This window comes from Nocardia sp. NPDC050413, from assembly GCF_040655475.1.
GTDB classification, from domain to species: domain Bacteria; phylum Actinomycetota; class Actinomycetes; order Mycobacteriales; family Mycobacteriaceae; genus Nocardia; species Nocardia coubleae.
Window position 1 is genome coordinate 104,443 of record NZ_JBFAJZ010000007.1, and the last position, 15,848, is coordinate 120,290.

At 67.8% G+C, this 15,848-nt stretch carries 18 protein-coding genes; 8 read left to right on the top strand and 10 right to left on the bottom strand.

The window, feature by feature from the left end:
* Window positions 1–96: 96 nt before the first annotated feature.
* Genes AB0I19_RS18705 through AB0I19_RS18715 form a run of 3 tightly spaced genes read left to right on the top strand, consistent with a single transcriptional unit; the run spans window position 97 to window position 3,346 of the window.
* On the top strand, window positions 97–1,095 hold the full coding sequence (locus AB0I19_RS18705; protein WP_357150290.1) for a rhodanese-like domain-containing protein: 999 nt from the start codon (window positions 97–99) through the stop codon (window positions 1,093–1,095).
* 8 nt (window positions 1,096–1,103) lie between these two features.
* The gene (locus AB0I19_RS18710) at window positions 1,104–2,399 is read left to right on the top strand and encodes an NtaA/DmoA family FMN-dependent monooxygenase (protein WP_357150291.1); all 1,296 of its coding nucleotides are present in this window, start codon (window positions 1,104–1,106) and stop codon (window positions 2,397–2,399) included.
* Entirely contained in the window at window positions 2,396–3,346 is a 951-nt protein-coding gene (locus tag AB0I19_RS18715) for an LLM class flavin-dependent oxidoreductase (protein ID WP_357150292.1), read from the top strand. Before AB0I19_RS18710 ends, AB0I19_RS18715 begins: the two co-directional genes overlap by 4 nt.
* Before the next feature lie 78 nt (window positions 3,347–3,424).
* Here AB0I19_RS18715 and AB0I19_RS18720 read toward each other — a convergent pair whose 3' ends face one another.
* The 4 genes from AB0I19_RS18720 to AB0I19_RS18735 all read right to left on the bottom strand — a co-directional run bounded on the left by AB0I19_RS18720 (window position 3,425) and on the right by AB0I19_RS18735 (window position 6,601).
* Window positions 3,425–4,774 (bottom strand): aminotransferase class I/II-fold pyridoxal phosphate-dependent enzyme, encoded by a 1,350-nt coding sequence (locus AB0I19_RS18720; protein WP_357150293.1) that lies wholly within the window; start codon window positions 4,772–4,774, stop codon window positions 3,425–3,427.
* A gap of 97 nt (window positions 4,775–4,871) precedes the next feature.
* On the bottom strand, window positions 4,872–5,741 hold the full coding sequence (locus AB0I19_RS18725; protein WP_357150294.1) for an alpha/beta fold hydrolase: 870 nt from the start codon (window positions 5,739–5,741) through the stop codon (window positions 4,872–4,874).
* Window positions 5,741–6,373: a TetR/AcrR family transcriptional regulator gene (locus AB0I19_RS18730; RefSeq protein WP_225278400.1), complete on the bottom strand. Its 633-nt coding sequence runs from the start codon at window positions 6,371–6,373 to the stop codon at window positions 5,741–5,743. The genes AB0I19_RS18725 and AB0I19_RS18730 overlap by 1 nt, the downstream gene beginning before the upstream one ends.
* A 105-nt stretch (window positions 6,374–6,478) precedes the next feature.
* Window positions 6,479–6,601, bottom strand: a complete 123-nt coding sequence (locus AB0I19_RS18735; RefSeq protein WP_255283991.1) for a hypothetical protein — start codon at window positions 6,599–6,601, stop codon at window positions 6,479–6,481.
* 240 nt (window positions 6,602–6,841) lie between these two features.
* On the opposite strand from AB0I19_RS18735, the gene AB0I19_RS18740 reads away from it, so the two are divergent.
* Window positions 6,842–7,291, top strand: a complete 450-nt coding sequence (locus AB0I19_RS18740; protein WP_067484645.1) for an SRPBCC family protein — start codon at window positions 6,842–6,844, stop codon at window positions 7,289–7,291.
* A 53-nt stretch (window positions 7,292–7,344) separates the two neighbouring features.
* Here AB0I19_RS18740 and AB0I19_RS18745 read toward each other — a convergent pair whose 3' ends face one another.
* The gene (locus tag AB0I19_RS18745; RefSeq protein ID WP_357150295.1) at window positions 7,345–7,794 is read right to left on the bottom strand and encodes a MarR family transcriptional regulator; all 450 of its coding nucleotides are present in this window, start codon (window positions 7,792–7,794) and stop codon (window positions 7,345–7,347) included.
* Between the two features lie 114 nt (window positions 7,795–7,908).
* On the opposite strand from AB0I19_RS18745, the gene AB0I19_RS18750 reads away from it, so the two are divergent.
* Complete coding sequence (locus tag AB0I19_RS18750) at window positions 7,909–8,868, top strand: superoxide dismutase (RefSeq protein ID WP_357150296.1); 960 nt, start codon at window positions 7,909–7,911, stop codon at window positions 8,866–8,868.
* Here AB0I19_RS18750 and AB0I19_RS18755 read toward each other — a convergent pair.
* Entirely contained in the window at window positions 8,848–9,621 is a 774-nt protein-coding gene (locus AB0I19_RS18755; protein ID WP_357150297.1) for an alpha/beta hydrolase, read from the bottom strand. The genes AB0I19_RS18750 and AB0I19_RS18755 overlap by 21 nt on opposite strands.
* Before the next feature lie 38 nt (window positions 9,622–9,659).
* On the opposite strand from AB0I19_RS18755, the gene AB0I19_RS18760 reads away from it, so the two are divergent.
* Window positions 9,660–10,214 (top strand): TetR/AcrR family transcriptional regulator, encoded by a 555-nt coding sequence (locus AB0I19_RS18760; RefSeq protein ID WP_357150298.1) that lies wholly within the window; start codon window positions 9,660–9,662, stop codon window positions 10,212–10,214.
* Here AB0I19_RS18760 and AB0I19_RS18765 read toward each other — a convergent pair whose 3' ends face one another.
* A complete protein-coding gene (locus AB0I19_RS18765; RefSeq protein ID WP_357150299.1) occupies window positions 10,215–10,706 on the bottom strand; it encodes a hypothetical protein in 492 nt (163 codons plus the stop codon).
* Window positions 10,707–10,864: 158 nt separating this feature from the next.
* On the opposite strand from AB0I19_RS18765, the gene AB0I19_RS18770 reads away from it, so the two are divergent.
* On the top strand, window positions 10,865–11,662 hold the full coding sequence (locus AB0I19_RS18770) for a DUF6585 family protein (protein WP_357150300.1): 798 nt from the start codon (window positions 10,865–10,867) through the stop codon (window positions 11,660–11,662).
* A 43-nt stretch (window positions 11,663–11,705) separates the two neighbouring features.
* On the opposite strand, the gene AB0I19_RS18775 is transcribed toward AB0I19_RS18770, so the two are convergent.
* The 3 genes from AB0I19_RS18775 to AB0I19_RS18785 form a co-directional block, all read right to left on the bottom strand.
* The gene (locus AB0I19_RS18775) at window positions 11,706–11,837 is read right to left on the bottom strand and encodes a hypothetical protein (RefSeq protein ID WP_357150301.1); all 132 of its coding nucleotides are present in this window, start codon (window positions 11,835–11,837) and stop codon (window positions 11,706–11,708) included.
* A 91-nt stretch (window positions 11,838–11,928) separates the two neighbouring features.
* Complete coding sequence (gene groL / locus AB0I19_RS18780) at window positions 11,929–13,551, bottom strand: chaperonin GroEL (protein ID WP_357150302.1); 1,623 nt, start codon at window positions 13,549–13,551, stop codon at window positions 11,929–11,931.
* A 241-nt stretch (window positions 13,552–13,792) separates the two neighbouring features.
* Window positions 13,793–14,521: a Clp protease N-terminal domain-containing protein gene (locus tag AB0I19_RS18785; protein ID WP_357150303.1), complete on the bottom strand. Its 729-nt coding sequence runs from the start codon at window positions 14,519–14,521 to the stop codon at window positions 13,793–13,795.
* Between the two features lie 74 nt (window positions 14,522–14,595).
* Between AB0I19_RS18785 and AB0I19_RS18790 the strand changes: the two genes are divergently transcribed.
* Window positions 14,596–15,846, top strand: a complete 1,251-nt coding sequence (locus tag AB0I19_RS18790) for a hypothetical protein (RefSeq protein WP_357150304.1) — start codon at window positions 14,596–14,598, stop codon at window positions 15,844–15,846.
* Window positions 15,847–15,848 lie beyond the last annotated feature (2 nt).

Here is a 15,848-nt window from a genome sequence, read left to right on the forward strand (position 1 = left end):
AACACAAAAAGTCAGGCGGACTCCAAATATGTGTTCCCACCCTCGGACTACATATTCTCGGCCGGTCGAACACACCGAATCGGCGAAAGGACCCCGATGCCCGGCGACCGTGCCGCCCACCTCGTCTCCGCGGTCGACCTGCGCGACGCCCCGCCCGCGCGGCTCGTGCTGCTCGACGTCCGCACGACCGGGGAGCGCGCGAACTACCAGCGCGAACACCTCCCCGGCGCGCAGTTCGCCGATGTCGACACCGATCTGTCCGGTACCCCGACCGCCGACTCCGGCGCCCGCCCCTTACCCGACGCGGAGGCCCTCACCGAAGCACTGCGCCGCTGGGGAATTCACGACGACAGCACGGTGGTGGTCTACGACGACGCCCGCTCGGTGGCCGCCGCCCGCGCCTGGTGGGTGTTGCGCTGGGCCGGCCTGACCGACGTCCGCATCCTCGACGGCGGATTACGCGCCTGGCAGGCGGCGGGCGGCGGACTCACCGCGGATCGGCTCGAGGTGCCGCGGCGCAGAGGTCGCAGCCAGCCCGACGCTCGCGTGGGCGATAGCGTCGACGAACCCGACGAGGCCGGGAGTCGTAGCACGTCCAGCGCATGCACCGTGTCCAGCACGTCTGGGACGTCTGACGCACCACGTCCATCCGGCACGCCCGTCACGTCAGGTCCTCCCTGCGCGGCCGTTGCCCGGCCGGGATCCCTGCCCGTGGTCGAAACCTTCACTGTCGCCGGCCTTCCCAGCCGCGGCACTCTCCTCGACGCGCGTCCCCGGACCCATTTTCACGGCGGGGGCGAGTATCCGGGCCATATCCCCGGCGCCCTCAGCGCCCCGGTCTTCGACGACTTCGACGACGACGGACTGCTTCTCGACGAGGCAACGCTGCGCGCCCGCTACCACCGCCTAGGTCTCGACGCCGGGACCCCGGCTGCCAGCTACTGCGGCAGCGCGATGGCGGCGGCTCTACAGGTGTTCGTGTTGGCGACGCTCGGCATCGAGATCGCTCTCTATCCCGGCTCCCTGTCGCAGTGGGTCGCCGATCCCGCCCGTCCGCTCGCAACGGAACCCTCTGTCGCCCTGACGAAATCCTAGGAACCCTCATGCCGAGACATGTCATTCTCAACGCGAATCTGATTCCCGGCGGCGCCATCGGCAGCCCCTGGCGACGCGCACCGGAACCGGCGGCCCATTTCGTCGAGATCGAGCACTACCTCGACGTGGCGCGCACCGCCGAGCGCGGCCTGCTCGACGCGGTGTTCCTCGCCGATTCCCCCGATATCCAGGCCAAGGACTGGACCGCGCCGAGCCGCCTGCTCGAACCGTTCGTCGCCCATGCCGTGCTGGCCGCGCACACCAGCCGGATCGGGGTGATCGTCACCGCGACCACCTCCTACAACGATCCCTACAACCTGGCGCGCTCGTTCGCCGCGCTCTCGTCGGTGTCGGGCGGGCGGGTCGGCTGGAACTTCGTGGTCACCGGCGGTGACAACGCCGCCCGCAACTACTCCCTCGACCAAGCGCTGCCGAAGGCCGAGAGGTATGCCAGGGCCGCCGAATTCCTCGAGGTCGTCACGGCGCTGTGGGATTCGGTCCCGGCGGACGCACTCGTCGGTGACAAGGCGACGGGACGCTACCTCGATCCCGAGGTGGTCCGTCCGATCGACCATGTGGGCAAGTTCTTCCGGGTGGCGGGCCCGCTGAAGTCGCCGCCGCTGACGCACGGCAAACCGGTGCTGATCCAGGCGGGCGCGTCGAGCCACGGCGTCGAGCTCGGCGCCAGGACCGCCGACGCGATCTACTCCGCGCATGTCGACCCCGTCTCCGCCGCCACGCGACGCACCGAACTGCGACAGCACGCCGCCGCGGCGGGCCGCGATCCGGACAGCGTGAAACTGCTGCCCGGCCTGATCATCGTGCTCGCCGAGACCGAAGCCGCGGCAAAGCAACGCGAACGCGACCTCATCGACCTGATCCCCGACGACGTGCAGCTGACCAACCTGGCCGACCGTCTCGGCATCTCCCCCGACGCCCTCGACCTGAACGGCCCGTTCCCGTGGGACAAGATCCCCGACGAGAACAGCGACGCCGGCTCACGCGGCCAGCGCGCGGTCCTGCTCGACAATGTGCGCGCAGCGGACGCCGATACGCGGGGCGCCGCACGGCTTCTCGCCTCCGGGAGCGTGCATGCCAAGGTCGTCGGCACGCCCGAGCAGGTGGCCGACTTCATCACCGACTGGTTCACCGAGGGCGCCGCCGACGGCTTCAATTTGATGCTCGACGAATTGCCCGGTGGGCTGGATGTTTTCGTCGACCATGTCGTCCCGCAATTGCAAGCACGTGGACTGTTCCGCACCGAGTACGAGACCACGACGCTGAGAGGGCACTACGGCCTGTGAATCGCGCCCTGTTCGTCCAATTGCGCAGCGGTCCACCGGTTGCCGAGGTGTACCGCCGCACCATCGAGATCACGGTGCACGCGGAACGCCTCGGTTTCGGCACCGTCTGGTTCGCCGCACGGCACTTCGAGGCCCATCACGCGGCGCTGCCCTCGGTGTTCCCGTTCGTGGCCGCCGCCGCTCAGCACACCGATCGCGTCCGGCTCGGAACCGGTGTGGTGACAGTGCCTTTCGAGCACCCGGTCCGTCTCGCCGAGGACGCGGCCGTCACCGACGCGCTCAGCGGCGGACGGCTCGAACTCGGCCTCGGCAAGGGGCTCGGTTTCGGGCATTCCGCCACCAGTTACGCGGGATTCGGTGTGTCCGATGCCGAACGGGAGACGATCTACACCCGGCGGGTCGCCGAACTCCACCGTATCCTCGACAGCGGACAGGTCGGCGACGACATCGCCCTCTACCCACCGCCCGGCACCCTCCGGTCCCGGATCTGGCAGTCCACCGGGAACATCGACACGGCCCGCCGGATAGCGGCGGCAGGCGACGGGCTGCTGCCGCACGGCAATTCACAAGCACGTGCGGGTGGCAGTGTCACCGAACTGGTCGACGCCTACCTCGATTCCTCCCGGGGAACGCCACGGATCGGAACGAATGTGGCGGTCCTCCCCGGCGACAGCGAGCGCGATTCCCTCGCGCTCCTCGAGGCAGACATCGCACTGAGCCCACGCTACTACCCGCAGCCCACGGACCTGCGAAAGTATCTGACGGACAACAGGATCCTCATCGGCTCGAACGAGCAGATCACCGCCCGGCTCACCGAGGACCCGGACCGACCCGTCGCCACTGACGTGCTCTACTACGTGCCGCTCGCCGTCCACCACCCCCGATACCTCGACTGCCTGACCCGGATCGCGGCCCTGTCGACGAACCAGGCGATCAGGACGGCCTGAGACCCGAGTAGTCCGCGAGCCCTCGGTGACGCGATCGAGCGCTGCATGACGGCGGATGCCCGGCCGTCTGCGGCCAGGTCAGTCGAGGAATTCGCGGTGGGTCGACGCAGCCGCGTCCGCCAGCAGGGCCGCGAGTTCGGCGAGCCGTCGCGGATCGTCGGGCAATTGGGGAACCGCCACCCGGATGGCAGCGCGTGCCGGCGCGACATGCGATCGTGTGGCCGACCCGACGACGACCCCGTGCCGTGCGCAGCGGAGCAGCGCACCTTGTTCGTCGGCGACCTCCACCCACACCACCAGGCTGTTCGTCCCGGCCTCGGCGGCCACCCCGCGTTCGGCCAGTGCCGCGATCAAACCGGCCCGCCGCGCGGCGTAGCGTTCGCGGGCCGTGTCGATGAGCGCGGCCGCGCCCGGATCGGTGATCAAATGCGCGAGGGCGTTCTGCAGGATGCGGCTGTTCGCGGCGATACCGTGCACCCTGGCCCGGATGGCACGGTCGACCAGTTCGGCACTGCCACCGATCACGCAGGTGCGGATATCCATGCCGAAGGCCTTGCAGTAGCTGCGCACTCGCACACAGCGCTCCGGGTACCAGCTCCCCAGGGAGGGCGCCTGCGCCGCGGCGAGCGGTCCCACCGCATCGTCCTCGACGATCCACGGCTCCACCTCCGCCGCCGCGAACACCTCGGCCAGTTCCCCGGCCCGTTGCTGCGAGAGCGAACCGCCGGTCGCGTACGCGCCCTCGGGCTGCAACACCACCACCGCCGGATTCCGGCGCAAGGCCTCGGCCAGCGAATCCGGCAGCGCCCCTTGCCCGTCGGCGGCGATCCCGACCACCCGATACCCGACCTCGGTGAGCGTATCCAGGAAACCTGGCATCACCGGTTCCTCCACCGCGACGAGCGCACCGTCCGGGGCCGCCGCGTCCACGGCGAGGAACAAACCCTCCGAGCCGCCACCCGCCGCGACGAACGCCTCGGCGGGGAAAGGCCAGCCGTCACATACCGCCGTGCGCAAACGGTGGGTGATGTAGTCGCGGCCGGGACGGTTCAGGTCGTGGGAGTGCAGCCCGGCGAGCATGGCGGGCGCCAGGTCGGGCTGTAGGGCGTAGTCGGGGCTGCCGGTGAGCAGGTCGCGCTCGGCGAGCGGGCGCCCCAGCGGGACTCCCCCGGCCGCGGCCACCACGGTGCCGCCCCGGCGATTGGTGGCGATGAGCCCCTCTTTGCGCAGCTCACCCCAGGCCGCGACGACCGTGCGGGTACTCAGACCGCAGTGCTGGGCCAGTTCCCGGATGGTCGGCAACCGGATCCCCTCGGCGAGGGAACCGTCGCGGATGAGCCGCGCCGTCACCGCCCGCACCGATTCGGATGTGTGCGAGGCGTCGGCCGCCAGCGCACGCACGAGCACCGCCGAACCCGGGTCGGTCACCGATTCTCCATTCGTCGCATATGGACCAGTATGACGAATATATGTATTCAGCGAACCGGTTTTGTTCCCGCACGATTCGATCGTCTGTGTCCGCGTCTCAGCGGTCGCGTAGCCACTTCTCGACGGCGTCGACGGTGGAGTCCGGGTTGGTGATCCAGCCGTTGTGGCCCAGCGGTTCCGGCTCGAACCAGCGGGTGATCTCGGCGGCGGGCATCTTGCTCAGCAGATGGTCGGCGGAGGTCTGCGGGGTCATCTCGTCGCCCTCGATGGTGATCGACAGCACCGGGAACTTCAGCCGCGCGACGCGTTCCTCGTAATCGATATCGGCGCCGACCGGAACGAAGCGGCCGGTCCGGGCCAGGCGGGCCCAGTCCGACATGAGCACCTTGGACTGGCGGCCGTATGCCCGTTTGCCCAGCATGTCACCCGGCCAGAAACCGGCGAGATTCGACGCGACCGCCACCGCGGCCGTGCCGACGAGCATCCCCGGGCCGAGCACGCCGCGGTAGCCGCGGTAATACGGTGTGCCGGAGGCGATCAGGATCAGTCCGCCGAGCCTGCCGCGCACCCGGGCCGCGTACAGCACCGACAGCTGGCCGCCCATGCTGTGCCCGAGCAGGTACGGGGTGCTGCTGGGAAAACGGTGACGCACCACCTGCAGCATCGCCGGAAAATCCACGGCGACCAATTCGTGGTAACCGTAGGTACTTTCGGCACCGGGACGGTGAGTACTACCGCCCTGACCACGCAATTCGCCGATGGCCACATCGAATCCGCGCCCGGCCAGCTGGTGGGCGAAGTATTCGTAGAACTCACCGGGCACGGCGAGACCGGGCACGATCACGATCACCGGACGCGGGGCGTCGGGGGTTACCGGATGACGGTGCGGCCCGCGCGCCGGAATCAGCCGCACGGGCAGGGTGGTGCCGTCGGGCACCTGGATCGGGACGGTCTCGACCCGCGCCATCAAGCCCCGACCGCGCCGAGAATCACCCGGCTCAGCACCTGGATCACATCGTCGAGCGGCGGACGCGGATCGGCACCGCTCCAACCGTCGACCACATAGTTCACCGCGCCGATGATGGCCAGCACCCGCAACTCGTAATCGCCCGAAGGTATTTCGCCGTGCATGGCCGCGTCCTCGGCGGCGCCTGCCAGCAGCGAACCCCACACGCGGCGTAGCTCGAGGCGGAACTTCTCGACCTTGGGCCCGGCGCCGACCACCTCGACCAGCGCCACCCGCGCCTTGCGCGGATCGGTGCCGATGGTCTCGACGTAAGCGCGTACGGCCGCGTCGATCTGGTCGATCGCGCTGGCGTCGCTCTTCGCCGCGAGGGCGGTAGCCACCGCCTCGCGGGATTCGCGGTCGATCTGCTCGTACAGCTCGAGTAGCAGCGATTCGCGGCCGGTGAACTCCTCGTAGAACTGCCGCGACGACAGTCCGGCGTCCTTACAGATGGCACCGACCGAGCTGTTGGCGTACCCGTCGCGCGCGAAGACCGTCAGGCCTGACTCCAGAAAACGCGCACGCCGCTGGCGTTGCCGGTCCTCTACGGGCTGCCCGGCATACATTCGTCCCGTATTCGCATCCTGTGACATTGTCGCTGACAATACCGAAGGGCCCGATCCCCTCGTCATGGATCGGGCCCAACGACAGCCCTCCCGGCTTACCGCGCGTTAGCCGGAAGTTTGCTTCAGATGCGCTCAGTTACCGGAGGTCTGGGCCGAACCGGTGCTCATCGAGCTGGTGAGCAGACTCATCAGCAGGGCGAGGATGCCGCCGTCGCCGCTGCTGCCGGAGTTGGACTCGGTGATGTTGTAAAGCATGGTGCACTCCAAGTTGACACTCTGTGACCTTCTGTCACTGGCGATTTGCCGTCTCGGACGATACCGAAGGAGAATGTGAATAGGAGGTGTTTTAAAGGAATTTCCCCCACTTTTCTGTGAGAACCCACAAGCCCCCGAAAACCAGGGCGGCGGAAAATCCGACTGTGGGCGGAGGGCTCTGGCGGGGTGGCGACCCTATGCTCGGTGTGACCGTACGTCACGCACACCCCGGAGGCACCGTTGCCGAACAATCTCGAAGCAAGTATCGACATCGCCGCATCGCCGGAGAAGGTCTGGTCGATTCTCGCGGACCTGAACCGGATGTCGGAGTTCAGCCCGACCACGGTCAAGATGCTGGCGATCGGCGGGGTTCGCGAAGGGGCGCGCACCATCAACTTCAACCGCGACGGCTGGAAGGTCTGGCCGACCAGTTCGCGCATCGTGCGGTTCGTCCCCAACACCGCGCTGGCGTTCCGGATGAACGAGAACCACACCGTGTGGAGCTACGAGCTCGCGCCGACCGCCGCGGGCACCCGCCTCGTGGAGCGACGCACCCTCGACCCCAAGGGAATTCCCGGCTGGATGGGCCCGGTGATCAAGCTCGCCGGCGGCGAGGAGAAGTTCGAGGCCGATCTCGTCTCGGGTATGCACGAGACGTTGCGCAAGATCAAGGCCGCGGCCGAACGCTGACCCGCTCGCCCCAGAGAGCCCGCCGGACCCCTCCGGCGGGCTCTCCGCGTTTGCTACGAAAGATCCTGGCGGGCTTCCTCGAAAGCCTGTGCCGTGCGGGTCAGCAACGCGGTCAGCGTGGCGAACTCCTCGGCGGTGAAGTGGGCGGCCGCGGCGCGTTCCACCGCGATCGCGCGTGCGTCGGCCGCCTGGGTGACTTCCCGGCCCGCCTCGGTCAGCCGCGTCTCGAGGACATTCCTGTGCCACTCGTGCGGTGAGCGTTCGACCAGGCCACGGTCCACCAGATTGGTCAGGACGGTGTTCATCGTCGGCGGCGTCACCCCCGCCAGCCGGGCAAGGGCGGCAGCCGAGATGCCTGGGTTCTCGGCGAGGTACATCAGTGCGCTGAACTGTGGAACCGTCAGCCCGACCGGTTTGAGCGCGGCTGTTTTCGCCGCGATCATGGCTTGCTCGGCACGCTTGAGAAACGTGCCCAGCCTCTCGGTCGAGGGCATGGACGTCATGGCTGCATGGTATCCGCCCATTTCGAAGTATCACCCTTGACGAACATTAGAACTCTAATCTACATTTCTGCTCGTTCTATGAGGTGTTGCGTTACATGAACGAGAGGCTAAATCATGATCAGGACCCTCGCGATGGCCGTCGCCTGCCTCGCCCTCACCGCCTGCGGCACCGACGACCCGGCCCCGTCACCGGTCCTGAGCACCGCATATGGACTGCCCGGCGCGGCCGTCTACCCCGAGGGCATCGCGCTCGATCCACGCACCGGAACCAGCTACGTCGGCTCCTACGCCGACGGCACCGTCTTCCGCGCGGGAGCGGACGCGGCGACGGCCGAGGTGTTCCTCCCGGCAGGCGCCGACGGCCGCAAGACAACCAACGGACTACGGGTGGACCGCGACGGCAGACTGTGGGTGATCGACTCGACCGCGGGAGTCATGGTGTACGACACCGGTTCTCGTGCCCTGCTCGCCCGGTTCGACGTCCCGGACGACCGCCCGCGCTTCGTCAACGACCTCGCCTTCGGCGCCGACGGCAGCGCCTACCTCACCGACAGCATCCGCAATGTCGTCTACCGCGCCACCCTCGCGAACGCCGCGGCAGGCCGGGGCGAGCTGACCGTCGCCGCCGACCTCGCACCGGTCCTCGGGCCACGCGATCCGAAGACCTTCGAGCTCAACGGAATCGTCGCCGAGGAGGCAGGCGCCTACCTGCTCGTCGTCGCGATGTCGGCGGGCGAGCTGTACCGGATCGACCTCACCGGCGCCGACCCGATTCGCAAGGTGGCATTGACCGGCGGCACCGTGCGCAACGGCGACGGCCTGGAACTGCGCGGCGACACACTGTGGGTGGTGCACAACACCGACAACACCATCAGTCGCTGGACCGTCACCGACCACGGCGGCGCGGCCACGCGGGAACGCGAATTCCACGATCCGGCACTGAGCATCCCCACCACGATGGTGCACTCCGGGGACCGGGCGCTGATCGTGTCGTCGCAATTCGACAAGGGCGGACCGATGGGCAACGACGAGAAGCCGGGGCCGTTCGTGGTTTCAGCGATCGACGGGTTCTGACCGCACGAATTCCTCCAGCACAGTGACGAATTCGTCCGGTTGTTCGACCTGCGGGGAATGCCCGGCGTGCTCGACCAGATGCGTGCGCGCCCCGGCGGCGGCGAATCGGGCGAGGGTGGCGGTGGCGTCGTAGAGGTGGTCGTGGCGGCCGTGCACGGCGAGCACCGGTACGTCCAGCGCCGCCACCCTGGCATCGAGCGGCCGGGCGGCGAAGTCGTCGGCGCGGGCGCCGACGGCATAGGCCAGGCCCGTCGGCGCCGCCGACCGGAAGTCGCGCACGACCGCCTCCGCGAGACCGGGCACCGACGCGTAGCGGAACCGCGGTGCGAACAAGGTCCGATTGCCTTGGCGGATCACGAAACCCGGCGTCCACCGCTGCGCGAGCCGAGCCGACCACGGACGGACCACCCACCGGGCGAACCCCGGGATCCGCGCGGCCGTGTAGTCCGGGCTCTGCCCGACCACCACCGCCCGTGTCACACGGGGCAGCGTTGCCAGCTCGAGGGCGATCTCCGCGCCGAACGAATGGCCGATCACCGTCACGTCGGACAGGTCGAGCTCTGCGAGCAGGGCCGCGATGGGCGCCGATCTGGCCGGGGCGGCGAAGTCCTCCGGAGCGTCGCGAAGGTCCACCCGGATCACCCGGAAACGGGGAGTCAGCCGCTCGGCGGCCGCGCCGAACCAGTCGACCGAACCCGGGATCCCGTGCACGCACACGATCGCCGGGCCCGCGCCTTCGTCGAGAAACTCCACCACTCGAGCCTAGCGCGGCCATTCGATAGCGTATGGCTGTGAAGTCACCCTCCGCTCGCAGGCTCAGTGCCGACGACTGGGTCGCCGCCGCGATCGTCGCCCTCGGTGAGAACGGTCTGGTCGGTGTGGCCGTCGAGCCGCTCGCCAAACGTCTCGGCGCCACCAAGGGCAGCTTCTACTGGCATTTCAAGGACCGCCCGGCCCTCGTCGACGCCGTCCTCGCGCATTGGGAACGCGAGGGCACCGACGCGGTGATCGCCGCGCTGGAGAAACTCACCGACCCCGCGCAGCGGCTGCGGGTGCTGTTCACCGATGTCATCGACTACGCCACCGAGGGCCGTGAGGAACTGGCGTTGCTGGCCGCCATCGACCAGCCCGCGGTCGCCGCGGCCATGCGACGGGTCGCGGCGCGGCGGATCGAGTACGTGGCCGCGCAGTTGCGTCTGCTCGGAGTGGCCGCTGAGCAGGCGGATACGCGGGCGGCGGTGGCCGTCGGTATCTATCACGGGATCAATCAGCTGGCGCGGGTGTCGCCCGAAAGCCTGCCCGCCACCGGCGAATTGGTCGATTCGATTCTCGAACGGCTGGTGTAGTCAGTCGAGGCCGAGCTTGACGAAGGTCCAGTAGAGCAGCCGGGCGCGCAGCGGCCATCGGTACGGTGCGGGCGGGGCGCCGACCGCGGTTTCGGCGTTGTCGAGCAGTTCCTCCAGCAAGGCGTCGTGCAACGGTCGGATCGCGAGATGCCAACCGAGCAAACCCGATACGCCTCGGGTTTCGGCCGAGATCACATGGCGCAGAGCGCTCGACGTGCCTTTGCCGATCACCTCGAAGGTGTGGATGCCTTCGAGCAGGAAACCGGGCGTGAAGGTGAACTCGACGAATTCACCTGGGCGGTAGGCGGTGCAGGTGTAGAGAGTGGAGCCGTGGCCGCCTGTCGCGCCTTCGGCCAGTGGGCCGTCCAGCTCCAGCGGCGGCCATTTCTCGCTGGGCCACAACGGGTTTCCCGCAATCGCCACTTTGTCGAGCAGTTCGCCGACCTGTGCGGCCGGTGCCTGAATTGTTCGCTCGTGAATGTTGCGGATCATTCATCCAACCTCTCAGCGGTGCCCCTGCTCAAACCATACGCATGCGTATGGAGTGTGTCCAGGCCGGTCGTGGCCGGATTCCGAGCGACCTACAGGTGGCGTTATCTGCGCCGGTCGAATACGCTTCGCCGCGGATGAAACGCCTCATGGAGGGACAAGTGATCACTCCGAACAGGCCGGAGACCGCAGCCGAGGCTCGCCACCCCGTGCCGCTGACCCAGCTGATACACCTCATGGCGGAGTACCAGCAGCTCGGTGCGCACCGCGACACCTTCCTGGCCACTCCGGCCGACGACACCTTCGTGCGCGGGTGTGGCATCGTCGCGGGCTGCATCGCGTTCATCGGGGTGATCTGCCTGATCGTCGGCGCGTGGCCCGGTGCCGTCGCGTTGCTCATGATCGCGGCGGTCCCGGTGATGCTCGCCTTCCGGCGCGGAATCATCAACCGGCAGAACCGCGCCGCCCGCATCGACCTGTTCGAATACGGGGTCACGGTGTACCACTCGGGTCAGCGCGTCGCCGGATTCCGGTGGGACACCACCGAGGTGCGGCAGGAGGAAATCCCCTTCCACGACACGGTTCCCGTCGTCTACCGCCTCGAACTCACCGGTCCCGCGGGCCGCGCCGAAATCGACGAGGAGGGATTCGCCCGCGCCCGCGAATGGGCACGCGCCATCCAATCCGCCGTCACCGCAACCCAACTCCCCCTCGCCGTCACCGCCATCGACAACGGCGAAACCGTCGAATTCGGCGACCTCGGCCTCTCCCTCGACGCCCTCACCTACAAGGGCGAACCCTTCCCCTGGACCAACATCCAACTCATCGACGCCCGCAGCGGCCACATCCGCCTCAAAGTCGCAGGCATGTGGATGTCCCTGGCCCCCGTCAACACCATCCCCAACTTCTACATCTTCAACGAACTAGCCGAACGCCTCCGCCTGACGCCCGTCGGCTAGATCGGACTGCCCGCAGGCACGATCGGCGTTTGCCTTCGCCTGCTCATCGGTTGCGCCTGACTACTCGCCGGATGCCGATCTTGATCCAGTCCATCACGTTGTCGAAGTAAAACGTGTCCGAATAGCCGCCGCCGTACTTCAGGGTGGGAACACGCATCGGCAGGCCCCATGTCATAGCTCGAGAAATCCCTGTCGGACAGACCGAAGGCCGGTCCACTCGAGAGTGGACCGGCCTTCGTGGACTTGTAGAACTGCTGATCAGGGGATCAGAAGTCCATGCCGCCCATGCCGCCGGTGGGGTCGGCCGCGGGGGCCGCCTTTTCCGGCTTGTCGGCGACGACGGCCTCGGTGGTGAGGAACAGGGCCGCGATGGAGGCCGCGTTCTGCAGGGCCGAACGGGTGACCTTGACCGGGTCGGCGACGCCGGCGGCCAGCAGGTCCTCGTACTCGCCGGAGTCGGCGTTCAGGCCGGAACCCGCGGGCAGGTTCGAGACCTTCTCGGCGACCACGCCGGGCTCGAGGCCGGCGTTGAAGGCGATCTGCTTCAGCGGGGCCGACAGCGCGACGCGCACGATGTTGGCACCGGTGGCTTCGTCACCGGTCAGCTTCAGGTCGTCCAGTGCGGGCGCCGACTGCAGCAGGGCCACGCCACCACCGGCGACGATGCCCTCTTCGACGGCGGCCTTGGCGTTGCGCACGGCATCTTCGATGCGGTGCTTGCGCTCCTTGAGCTCGACCTCGGTGGCGGCACCGGCCTTGATCACCGCGACGCCGCCGGCCAGCTTGGCCAGACGTTCCTGCAGCTTCTCACGGTCGTAGTCCGAGTCCGAGTTCTCGATCTCGGTGCGGATCTGCGCCACGCGGCCCTTGATGGCCTCCGCGTCGCCCGCGCCCTCGACGATGGTGGTCTCGTCCTTGGTGACGACGACCTTGCGCGCCTGGCCGAGCAGCTCGAGACCGGCGGTCTCCAGCGACAGGCCGACCTCTTCGCTGATGACCTCGCCACCGGTGAGGATGGCGATGTCGGCCAGCTGGGCCTTGCGACGGTCACCGAAGCCCGGGGCCTTGACGGCGACGGACTTGAAGGTGCCACGGATCTTGTTCACGACCAGGGTCGACAGGGCTTCGCCCTCGACGTCCTCGGCGATGATCAGCAGCGGCTTGCCGGCCTGGATGACCTTCTCCAGCAGCGGCAGCAGGTCCTTGACGGTCGAGATCTTCGACGACACGAGCAGGATGTACGGGTCCTCGAGGACCGCTTCCTGACGCTCGGGGTCGGTGACGAAGTAACCGGAGATGTAGCCCTTGTCGAAGCGCATACCCTCGGTGAGCTCCAGCTGGAGCCCGAAGGTGTTGCTCTCCTCGACGGTGATGACACCTTCCTTGCCGACCTTGTCCATCGCCTCGGCGATGAGCTGGCCGATGGCCGGGTCACCAGCGGAGATACCCGCGGTGGCGGCGATCTGCTCCTTGGTGTCGATCTCCTTGGCGGAGTCGAGCAGACGAGCGGTGACGGCCTCGACGGCCTTCTCGATGCCGCGCTTCAGGCCCAGCGGGTTCGCGCCGGCCGCGACGTTGCGCAGACCTTCACGCACGAGCGCCTGGGCGAGCACGGTAGCGGTGGTCGTACCGTCGCCGGCGACGTCGTCCGTCTTCTTGGCGACTTCCTTGACCAGCTCGGCGCCGATCTTCTCGTACGGGTCCTCGAGGTCGATCTCCTTGGCGATGGAAACACCATCGTTGGTGATCGTGGGGGCGCCCCACTTCTTCTCGAGCACGACGTTGCGACCCTTCGGGCCCAGCGTCACCTTGACAGCGTCGGCGAGGGCGTTCAGACCCCGCTCGAGACCGCGACGGGCCTCTTCGTCGTACGCAATTGTCTTGGCCATTGCGTTGAGATCCTCCACATGTCTATGGCTGACACACGAGACGACCACAGGTTGGATCGTCCCCAAGTACGCTGGCCAGGTGCGGTGCCCGCGACGGACGACCGAGGGTGTCGATGGAACCCGATCTCACCGTCCCGACCTGGCACTCAACAGACGTGAGTGCCAAGGCCATTTTTAGCACTCGAGTCACGAGAGTGCAAGGTCGCCTCCGGCACGAACCGCCGCGCCGGAGGCGACGGGATCAGGATTCTTCCTGCGCGGCGAGGAACTGGCTCAGCAGTTCGACGAGTTCGGCTTCTACAACAGCCTTGTCCAGGCCGAGGTCACTGAGCACACCCGAGCCGTTCTCGTGCTCGAGCAGCGCGAGCAGGATGTGCTCGGTGCCGATGTAGTTGTGGCCGAGGCGAAGTGCCTCGCGAAACGTCAGTTCCAGCACCTTCTTGGTTTCCCCGTCGAACGGGATGAGCGCGGGCACCTCGTCGGCGGCACCGGGTAGCCCCGCGGTGGCCGCCGCGCGAACAGCGTCGAGTTCGACACCCCTGGCCTCGATTTCCTTGGCCGCGAGACCTTCTCGCTGACCGATCAGGGCCAGGATCAGATGGCCGAGGGTGATCTGGTCGTTGTTCGCCGCCCGCGCCGACTCCTGCGCGTCGACGACGACCTGCCGCGCCCGCGGGGTGAACTTGGCGAACCCGGCCTGCGGGTCCATCGCGGCGGCGTCGCCGGGCTGCTTGGGGACGAAGCGCTTCTGCGCGGCCTGCTTGCTGACGCCCATGCTGGCGCCGATCTCGGTCCAGGAGGCGCCGGAGCGGCGAGCCTGGTCCACGAAGTGGCCGATGAGGTGGTCGGCGACCTCGCCCATGTGGTTACCGACGACGACGGCGTCGGTGAGCTGTTCGAGGACGTTGTCGGGACGGGCCTTCTTGATGCCGTCGATCAGATCGTCGAGGCGGATGTTCGGTGTGCTCATGCGTCAACTCTAAGTTGACGATCACCTACGCGTCAACCACTAGTTGACGGTCAAATCGGTGGCAGAGTGTGGGCATGGGGAGAATCCTGGGGCGGGGCCTGCGCTGCGCGGGCGTGCTGGTGACGATGGTTTGCCTGGTCGCGGCGGGTCGTTTCCTGTTTTCGCAACCGGGCATCGGGGAGATACCCGGTGCCACGGAACGGCAGCTGGCGTTTCTGCGTTCGGCATTGGACGACGGCTCCGATTCCGAAGCGCAGCAACTGTTTCCGGAAGGGCATCTGTTCTCGAACGTGCTCTACGGACTCAGCTGGGTGCAGGCGGCGCATGCCGATTCCGATCTCCGTGACGAGGCGGTGCGCGAATCACGGTGGGCCCTGGCACGAATGGAGACCGAGGAGGGGCGGGCGGTATTCGATCCGCAATTGCAACCCGCGTACGGGATCTTCTGGGCGGGGTGGACGAATTGGTTGCGCGGGGCGATCCTGACTCTCGGCCGCTCTGATCCGGTTGCAGTACAACGCTTTTCCGCGCAAGCCGAGGAGATCGCGCAGGTATTCGCGGCGTCGGAGACACCGTTTCTGCAGGCGTATCGCGGGCAGGCGTGGCCGGTGGACTCGACCGTCGCCATCGCCTCGTTGCGGTTGCACGACAAGCTTTTCGGTGCGCGGTATTCGGCGGTGATCGAACGCTGGGTGAACCAAGCCGAGGCGCGGCTCGATCCGTCCACAGGGCTGCTCCCCCACCAGGTTTCCCCTTCGGACGGCACGCTGGTCGAAGGTTCGAGGGCGACCTCGCAAACGGTGATCCATCGATTCCTGCCCGAGATCGACCCGGCATTCGCCCAGGCGCAATACGCGCTGTATCGCGACCGATTCGTGACTTACCCAGGCAGTTTCGGTCCCGCACTTCGCGAGTACCCGAAAGGGGCGGAGGGCAGCGGCGACGTGGATTCGGGGCCGCTGATCGCGGGGGTGAGCCTATCGGCCACGGTGGTCGCCCAGGGTGCCGCCCGCGTCAACGGTGACGGCACCCTGGCCCGCGCCTTGGCCGCCGAAGGCGAACTGCTCGGCCTGCCGATCGACCTGCCCGGCTCGAAACGCTATGCGCTCGGCCTTGTTCCGATCGGCGATGCCTTCGTCGCGTGGTCGTCGACAGCCCGGCTCCTGACCGCCGAACCACCGTCTGCCACCTACGAATTGCGCTGGTGGTGGCGCCTCCCGTGGCTCACGGTGCTCACCCTGATCGCCCTCGCCCCGTGGGCCGGGCAGCTCACCGCGGCAGTAAGACGCGCCGCGCGCCGAAGCGCCCGACCCAAGGAGACCTGAGC